Origin of the sequence: Actinophytocola sp., assembly GCF_036378875.1 — a bacterium.
Taxonomy (GTDB): domain Bacteria; phylum Actinomycetota; class Actinomycetes; order Mycobacteriales; family Pseudonocardiaceae; genus Actinophytocola.
In genome coordinates, this window is record NZ_DASUVO010000081.1 from 190,382 (window position 1) to 198,561 (window position 8,180).

5 protein-coding genes are annotated in these 8,180 nt (G+C 71.9%); 2 read left to right on the forward strand and 3 right to left on the reverse strand.

All coding sequences use genetic code 11. The features are described 5' to 3' along the window. The first annotated feature begins 33 nt into the window (after positions 1 to 33). Positions 34 to 603 (forward strand): TetR/AcrR family transcriptional regulator, encoded by a 570-nt coding sequence (locus tag VF106_RS23805; RefSeq protein ID WP_330842023.1) that lies wholly within the window; start codon positions 34 to 36, stop codon positions 601 to 603. Here the strand turns inward: VF106_RS23805 and VF106_RS23810 are convergent. The 3 genes from VF106_RS23810 to VF106_RS23820 all read right to left on the reverse strand — a co-directional run bounded on the left by VF106_RS23810 (position 596) and on the right by VF106_RS23820 (position 6,578). Continuing rightward, the gene (locus tag VF106_RS23810; protein ID WP_330842024.1) at positions 596 to 3,838 is read right to left on the reverse strand and encodes a DUF4132 domain-containing protein; all 3,243 of its coding nucleotides are present in this window, start codon (positions 3,836 to 3,838) and stop codon (positions 596 to 598) included. The two genes, VF106_RS23805 and VF106_RS23810, sit on opposite strands and share 8 nt — an antisense overlap. Before the next feature lie 34 nt (positions 3,839 to 3,872). After that, positions 3,873 to 5,105 carry an amidase family protein gene (locus VF106_RS23815; RefSeq protein WP_330842025.1) on the reverse strand — a complete coding sequence of 411 codons (1,233 nt, stop codon included), beginning with the start codon at positions 5,103 to 5,105 and terminating at the stop codon, positions 3,873 to 3,875. Positions 5,106 to 5,195: 90 nt separating this feature from the next. Next, positions 5,196 to 6,578 carry an aminotransferase-like domain-containing protein gene (locus VF106_RS23820; RefSeq protein ID WP_330842026.1) on the reverse strand — a complete coding sequence of 461 codons (1,383 nt, stop codon included), beginning with the start codon at positions 6,576 to 6,578 and terminating at the stop codon, positions 5,196 to 5,198. A 62-nt stretch (positions 6,579 to 6,640) separates the two neighbouring features. Here VF106_RS23820 and VF106_RS23825 point away from each other — a divergent pair, with 62 nt between their 5' ends. Next, positions 6,641 to 8,041 (forward strand): pyridoxal phosphate-dependent decarboxylase family protein, encoded by a 1,401-nt coding sequence (locus VF106_RS23825; RefSeq protein ID WP_330842027.1) that lies wholly within the window; start codon positions 6,641 to 6,643, stop codon positions 8,039 to 8,041. Positions 8,042 to 8,180 lie beyond the last annotated feature (139 nt).

The following is an 8,180-nucleotide window of genomic DNA, read 5'->3' on the forward strand; positions in this document are numbered from 1 at the left end:
CCTCCACGGGCTAATGGTCATTAGCCTGACTATATGCCAAGTCGTGCCGAAGAGATCCGTGTCGCTGCTCTCGGTCTGTTCGCCCGTCTCGGGTACGAGGCGACGACGATGGCCGACATCGGTGCGGCCGTCGGCATTCGCGGGCCCAGCCTGTACAAGCACGTCGCGTCCAAACAGGACCTGTTGGCGGCAGTCATGACCGGGACCATGCGGGAGCTGCTCGCCCTCCACAGGGAGGCCGTCGCGACGACCGACGATCCGGCCGAGCGGTTGCGTCGGGCGACCGAGGCACACGTGCGTTACCACGCCGGGCACCGACTGGAGGCGTTCGTCGGCAACCGGGAGATCCGCAGCCTCGTGCCGTCGAACCGGCGCCGGGTGCTGTCCCTGCGTGCCGAGTACGAGAAGTGCTTCCGCGACCTGGTGCACGCGGGCATCACCGCGGGGCGCTTCCACGTGATGTCCGCCCGCCTGGCGTCCTACGCGATCCTCGACCTCGGCATGGGCGTCGCGGTCTGGTTCCGCGCGGACGGCGAGCTCACCGAGGACATCGTCACCTGGCAGTACGGCGAGATGGCGCTGCGTATCGTCGGCGCTACGTGACGGCGGTCAGCTCGATCAGGTCGCCAAGCACCTCCGAGGCGGTCACCGCGTCCAGCTCGCCGAACCGCGGACCGGGCTGCGGCGACCAGTCCCCGTCACCCGTGCCGCTCAGCCAGACGGCATCGATCCGCTGCTCCGGGAACTCGTCCACGGCGCCGACGGCGACACCGGGGTCGAGGTTGAGCACGACGGCGCGGCCGCCGGGCAGCGGGCGCATGATCCACGGCTCGACGCCGGCATCCTGCGGGGTGGCGCGCTGCCAGCCGCGTCTGGTGAGCCCGAGGACCTTGACCGTCGGGACGGTCACCTGCTCGAACCGGTCGAGCCGGGTCGCGGTCTCCTCGTCGGCGGTCAGTGCGTGCACGGCCCGGCCGAGCTGGGGGAACGGCTGCAGGATCTCGTAGTCGGCGAACAGCTCCGTCCACGCCGGCAGCGTGCCGGCGAGGTGCAGCGGGTGGGCGATGCCGACGCTGGCCGACTCGGGCAGCACCAGCGTGTCGTCGTGGACGTCGGCGTAGGTGCGGTCCTCGGCGACCCGGAACGCGGTAACACCACCGGCGAAGTCGGCCCACACCAGGCGGCGCACGATGTGCCAGAGCAGCGGGTGCGCGACGAACAGCTCGGCGAACTCCGCGACCGTCCAGCGCCGGCCGGACACCATGGCCTGCTCGAACCGGCGCACCTGGTCGGCGGCGATCGTGCGAGCGTCCTTCTTCAACGCCGTGAACCGGGCATACGCGGCGGGCGCCAGGTCCTGGTCGTCGCTCGCGGCCGGCTTGGGCAGGCTCTTGCGACGCGTGCCGTCCTCGTCGGCGACGTACGGCCGGAGCGCCTCGTCGAACCCGACGACGAACCGCCGCCGCCCGTAGTCGAGGGTCAGGCTCCCGCCGGCGTCGAGCCCGAGATCGGGGACGAGCCGGTCGCCGAGCTGATCGGGGGACAGCTCCAGCTCGGCCGCAACCTCCGCGATCTTCTCCTGCGCCTTTGCCTTGAGCCCCTTGAACTTCACCTTCTGGGCGATCCCGTACAAGTGCATCAGCGCGACGTCCGTGCCGATCGTGGCCAGGACGTCGAGCCCGTTGACCGCCCTCGCGTGCGCGCCCTCGCCGGGCCAGGCACGGATCACCGGGGAGAACCGGCGGACCGTCTCGTCGTCGCCGAACCAGCCGAGCGCGTCGAGCGCCCAGCTGTCCTTGGCCGGCATGCCCGCCTTCTGCCAGCACTGGAAGAGTCCCCACGCGAACTCGGCGAGCGAGCCGGGTTCGCAGAGCCGCTTGACCTCCTCGACCCCGGCGTACACCTCTCCCGGCCTGGACATCGCGAGCATCGTGAGTACGTGCCGGACCGCGGTGGCAGGCAGCGGACCACCGTCGCGCAGGACGATCGTGGGCAGCACGGCGGGTTCGGCCCAGTCGGGCACCTTCGGGATCCGGGCCGGCAACACGTCCAGCGGGTCGGTAGCGAGCATCGCCGTCATCGCGGTCTCGACCTGGTCGCCGTAGGCAGCCGCCGCGGCCCGGACGTCGTCCGCCGGGACCAGCCGGAGCATCGCCTCGGCGGTCTGTCTTTCCTTGCCCGGCTTGGACAAGGCGGCGGGGATCAGGTATCGCGCCGCCGCGCGGGGATGCCGGTCGAGCCAGGCGAGTGCCCCCCTGCGCGCCGACTTGAGCCGGAACAGCCGCATCATCAGCTCGGCGACCTCGGCGCTGGCGTACGGCCCCAGCTCGGTCGTGTGCTGCGCCGGGTTGAGGTCGGCGGCGTACAACGTGAGCGGCAACGCGTCCAGCTCGTATCGCGCCACAATGGACTTCAGCCACTCGCCGACCCGCCACAGCGTGTCCGGCCGCCAGTTCGGGAGAAGCTGCCGCACCCACTCCTCCGGTCCCGCGCCGAACAGTCCCGGTTCGAGGTAGTCCGGGAGCGAGCCGGTGAGAAACTCGTTGAAAAGCTCGTCCCAGCTCCTCCGGTCGAACGCGGACGGCACCCAACCGCGGGTGGCGGCCCACGCCTTCTGCTCGCCCGCTTGCCAGCTCACCGTGACGTCCTCATCGGACACGAGATCGATGACGACCGGCTTGGCCGTGGTCCTACCACGGGTCCACGGCGGGTTGGCCAGCAACGGGGGCAGCGTGTCGTCGTCCGTCGCGGCCGGCGTGGTCAGCGCCGGAGCGGGGAGGTCCGGTCCGACCAACTCCGGGTGCGCGGCGAAATGGGTACGCAGGACCTCCTCGGCAAGGGACCTGATCGGCGACTCCGCACCGGCGGCCTCGGCGAGCAGGCGGGCCGCCCGGACCGGGAACCGCTTCGTGGCCTCGATGACCGCCTGCCGCACGTACTTACGGTCCAGCCGTCGCACGAGGATCTCGAACGCCTCGTCGGTCGGCAGCGCGGCCAACGCGGCGAGCAGGCGCTTCTGGTCGTCCGCCAGCACGTAGTCGAGGTCGAACCAGTGGGCGAGCGTCGGCGCGATCGCCGGACCGGTGGCGGCGACCAGGGTGAGCAGCGTGGCCGGCTGCCGACCCACCACATACATCGGGATTCCCGGGAGGCGGGCGTCGACGGAGCCCACCGCGCACAGCCACATCGCCGAGCCACCCGGCGCCGCGGCCACCCAGTCGGCCCGTTCCGGGACGAGGAACGCGGCGAGCAGTGGGTCCTCTGGCTGGTGCTCGGCGAGCGCGTCGATCGCTGCCACATGGTCTTTCTCGCCGGCGGCGGCGAGGTGTGCGCGCATACGGGCGACGATCGGGTCTACCTTCACCCGCCGTTCCCCTTTCGCCCCGGGCTCGACGGGCGTGAGGTAGTAGTTGGGCTGTCTCGGATTGCCCCGCCAGCCGATGCTCGTCCGCTCGTACTCGACGACGGCCCGCACCGCGAAGTCCAGGCCGCGGTCGACCACCCACGTGTCCACAAAGGACGCGAGCTGGCCGGCGCGCCGCCACCCGTCGCCCTCGGTCGCGTACCGGGCCACCGCGGTCGCGATCACCGCCGCACCGCGCGGAGTTCCCTCGGTGCCACCGGATTCCACGTAGGCCAGCGCCTCGACGCCGGCGTCGAGCTCCTTCGTGAGCCCGGCCAGGAAGTCGTCCACGCGCTCACGCACGTCGGCGATCAGGCCCCGGGCCACCGCGCGGTCGACCTTGAGCGCCGGCCCCGGCACGCCGTCCCGGCGTGGATGCACCAACCTGCGCCAGGAGGTCGGGATGACGAACGTGTCCTCATCGGGTGACGGCACGGGTACCCCCAGGTGTGACGAGTGCGCGGACACCCTACCCGGTGGGGCGCAGGACGGTTTCGACCCAGCAGCCGACGGCGAGCAGGTTGGCCTCACTCCACGCCCGCCCCACGAGTTGCAGGCCGAGCGGCAGGCCGGCTGGGCTGCGGGCGCCTGGCACGGTCACCGCCGGCAGACCGAGTGCCTGCCATGGCCGGCTGAGGACGGGATCACCGGTGGAGGCCAGCCCCGCGGGCGCCGGTCCCAGCGCGGCCGGAGCCAGGACGGCGTCGTACGGCGCCATCACCTCGGCGACCCGCTTGCCCGCCTCGGTCATGGTCCGGCGGGCGAGCTCGTGCTCGTGTTCCGGGGTCGACGCGCCCGTACGCAGCAGCTGGGCCAGGTGTTCGCTGAGCACCGACGCGACGGCCAGCTCGGCGGCGCGTGTGCGGGCCGCCTCGTAGGCCATGACGACCGGATGCGCCGCCGTCAGCTCGGCGATCACCTTCTCGTCGAGGAAGTCGTCGACCACCGCACCAGCGGAGACGAGCCGATCCCGTGCGGCGGCCAGCGCGGCCCGCATCTCAGGGCCGGCGTCTCCTTGCCACAGCAGCAGCCGAGGTGGCCGTTCGGCCGTCAGCGCCGGGTCCGGTTCGCTCACCAGTGCCGACCACGCCAGCGCGAGGTCCGAGACGCCCGCGGCGTACACGCCGTGGCTGTCGAAGCTCGGGCTCAACGCCGAGACACCGTCCATAGTGAACCGGCTGTGGGTCAGCACGAGCGACGCGACACCGCAGAACGAGGCCGGCCGGGTCACCGAACCCGCGGTCTGCGTGCCGAGCGCGAGCGGCACGTGCCCGGCGGCGACCGCCGCGGCGGACCCGCTCGACGACCCGCCCGGGGTGTGGCCGGGTGCCGCGGGGTTGCGGGTCGGGCCGGGGGAGAAGTAGGCGAACTCGGTGGTGGCCGTCTTACCCACCGGCATCGCTCCGGCCTGGCGCCAGGCCGTGACGATCGCGGCGTCCACCTCGGCCGGCTCGGCGTCCGCGCGCAGCGGTGTGCCGCACTTCGTCGGCAGACCAGCCAGGTCGATGATGTCCTTCACCCCGATCGGCACACCGCCGAGCGGCCCCGAGGACGGCTGGGGATCCGGGTCCTGCACGACCCAGGCACACAGTTCCCCGTCGGTCTCGGCGATCCGGGCCCTGGACCGCTCCAACGCCTGCGCGGGACCCATCCGACTGGCGACCAACTCGCGCAGCGACCACGGCTGCCAACGGCTGTTCACGTTCACACGGAACCTTCTGTTCATCGAGACCGGTGCGGCAGAGTAAACCAGGCCCATGCTGAAAGTCCTCTTGGTCACGCCGTGCGTACGTCAGCGCATCGCTTCCGGCGCTCCAGCTGACTCCCGCAGGATGCGCCCCGCGTGGTCGAGGACGTCCGTCGTCGCGGTGAACGGGATTCGTAGGTAGTGGGTGAGGGTGCGGTCGGCGGCGAAGGTCGGGCCAGGGCTGAGCATCAGACCGGCTCGGGTGGCTCGGCGGGTGGACGCCGCGGCGGTGGTGTGATGCAGGCGCAGCCACACGGCCAGACCACCCGGTGGGGTCGTGTACGTCCAGTCGCCGCCGGCCAGCAGGGCCACGAGGTGGTCGCGTTGCGCGCGTAGCTGGGCGGTGCGTTCGGCGAGGACCGAGGAGATGTCCCGCAGCAGCTCGTCGGCGATGAGCTGTTCCAGCGGCGGCGGGGAAAGCGGTGGCTGGAGCGGGTTCAGCAGCAGCTCACGGATCCGGGCCGCGCTGGCACGGATCCAGCCAACGCGCAGACCGCTCCAGAACACCTTGCTGGTGGAGCCGATGTTGATCACGTTCGGTCCGGTGAGGTGGCGTTCGGGCGACGGGGACAAGCGTAGGTCCAGGTCGCGCATGGTCTCGTCGGCCACGACGGGGAGGTCGAGGGCGGCGAGCCGGCTTCGTGCCGCGGCAGACATCATCGCGCCGGTCGGGTTGTGGAAGTCCGGCATCACGTACGCCAGCCCGGGACGGTCCGTGCGCACGGTCTCCGCGAACCGGTCCAGGTCCCAGCCGTCGGCGGTGACCGGCGAGGTGATCATCCGGGCGCGGCGACCACGCAGCACCGCCAGCGCGCCAGGGAAGGTGGGCTGCTCGACCAGCACGGGCCGGCGCCGGTCGTGCAGCTGGTCGACCAGCAGGTGCAGAGCGGCCATCGCGCCCGAGGTGATCAGGATCTGGTCCGGCCGGGTCGGCAGGCCTGCGCGGGTGTAGCGGTCCGCGACCGCTTCCCGCAGCGACGGCAGCCCCGCCGTGGAGGTGCCCGAGTCCACCAGCAGCGTGGCGCAGCGGCCGGTGGCCCGCTCCAGCGCGGCCAGGTACGCCCCGTGCGGCGCCGCGGTGACCGCCGCGGTCAGGTCGATTCGCGTGGCGCCGGCGACCTGGCCGCGGTCAACCGACCACGGCGCGGTGCGTTCGGTGAGCCGTGGCGGCAACCGGACCACGCTGCGACTGCCGTGCCGGGTGCGCAGCCAGCCGTCGTCCCGCAGTTCCGCCAGGCCCGCGACCACGGTGCCCCGGCTGACCCCGAGAGCCGCGGCGAGCGTGCGTTCGGCGGGCAACGGGCTGCCGACCGAGATCCGGCCGTCCAACACCGCCTCCCGCACCGCGTCAGCCAGCGAGGTGGTGAGGGACTTGTGGTCCTCCCGCCAGTCGCCGAGCGCCGAGGTGAACGTGCGAGCCGACTCCATTGGTCCAGTTTCACACAAGTGGACCAGGACGGACGACCTGGCAACGGCCTAACGTGCTGGTCATGCATCCCACGCTCGCCGCTGACCTGACCGATCTGCCCGCCCTGTTGGAGGCCACCCGCGCGGCGGCCGAACGGGCTCTGACCGGCCTGGACGCCCGGCCGGTCGCCGCCCGACCACCGGAAGCTTCGGCGTCGCCGGCGCCCGTGGACGGCGTCGGCACGGCCGGTGCGCTGGCGCGGTTCGAGGAGCGTTGGGCGCCATGGTTCTCCGGCAGCGCCGGTCCCCGCTACTTCGGGTTCGTGACCGGCGGCGCCACCCCGGCCTCGGTGGCGGGGGACTGGCTGACCAGCGCGTACGACCAGAACGTGTCCTCCGGCGAGGACTCCGCGGCGGTGAACCTGGAACGCGAGACGGTCGGCTGGCTCGCGGACATGATGGGGCTCGGCGCCGATCACCACGGCGCGTTCGTGACCGGCGCGACCGTGTCCAACTTCGTCGGTCTCGCCGTGGCCAGGGAGTGGCTCGGCGAACAGGCCGGCATCCGCGTCACCGACGCCGGTGTCGGCGCGCTCGGCCGGGTCCCGGTGCTCTCGGCCGCGCCGCACTCCAGTGTCTACAAGGCACTGTCCATGTTGGGCATCGGCCGGGACCAGCTGAGCCTCGTGGCCGCGCTGCCCGGCCGCGAGGCCGTGGACGTCGCCCGCCTGGCCGACGCGCTCGAGGCGCTGGACGGCCGGCCCGCGATCGTCGTCGCCAACGCCGGCACCGTGAACTCCGTGGACTTCGACGACCTGCGCGCGATCGCGGCACTCAAGGAACGGTTCCCGTTCTGGCTGCACGTGGACGGCGCCTTCGGGGCCTTCGCCGCGCTGTCGCCCCGGCACCGAGCGCTGGTGGACGGCCTCGGGGAGGCGGACTCGGTGTGCGTGGACCTGCACAAGTGGCTGAACGTCCCGTACGACGCCGCCGTGCAGTTCACCCGCCGGCGGGACCTGCAGGTCGCGGTGTTCAAGAACATCGCATCGTACCTTCCACCACCGACCGGCGAGCCCGCCTACCAGCACCTCACCCCGGAGAACTCACGCCGGCTGCGTGCCCTGGCCGCGTGGTTCTCGCTGGTCGCCTACGGCCGGGAAGGACACCGGGAGATCGTCGAACGCACGATCGACCTGGCCGGCCGGCTCGGCGCGTGGGTTGCGAGCGAACCACGGCTGCGGCTGTTGGCGCCGGTCCGCCTCAACATCGTCTGCTGCACCCTCGCCGACAACCCCACGCAGGAACGAGTGGCCGCCTTCGTCCAGGCGGTCGCCGACAGCGGGGAGGCCGTCGTCACCCCGACCGTGTACGACGGCACCCCCGGCTTCCGGGTCGCGTTCAGCAACTGGCGAACCACCGAGTCCGATGTGGACCGCCTGTGCGCAGCGCTGTCCAAGGCCGTTGGCGAACCGCTCACACCGTGAGTTCCTTGGTGACTCGTTCGAGCATGTAGGTGCTGGATTCGATGGCGCGTTCTTCCCAGGCGAAGACGCAGATGGTGGCGATGCCGTTGAAGTTGAGTTGGCGCAGGGTGGTGAAGAGTTCGTTCCAGTTGACTTCGCC

Coding starts and splice junctions, on each gene's coding strand:
- VF106_RS23805 (WP_330842023.1), top strand. CDS start 34: ATGCCAAGTCGTGCCGAAGAGATCCGTGTCGCTGCTCTCGGTCTGTTC.
- VF106_RS23820 (WP_330842026.1), bottom strand. CDS start 6,578: ATGGAGTCGGCTCGCACGTTCACCTCGGCGCTCGGCGACTGGCGGGAG.
- VF106_RS23825 (WP_330842027.1), top strand. CDS start 6,641: ATGCATCCCACGCTCGCCGCTGACCTGACCGATCTGCCCGCCCTGTTG.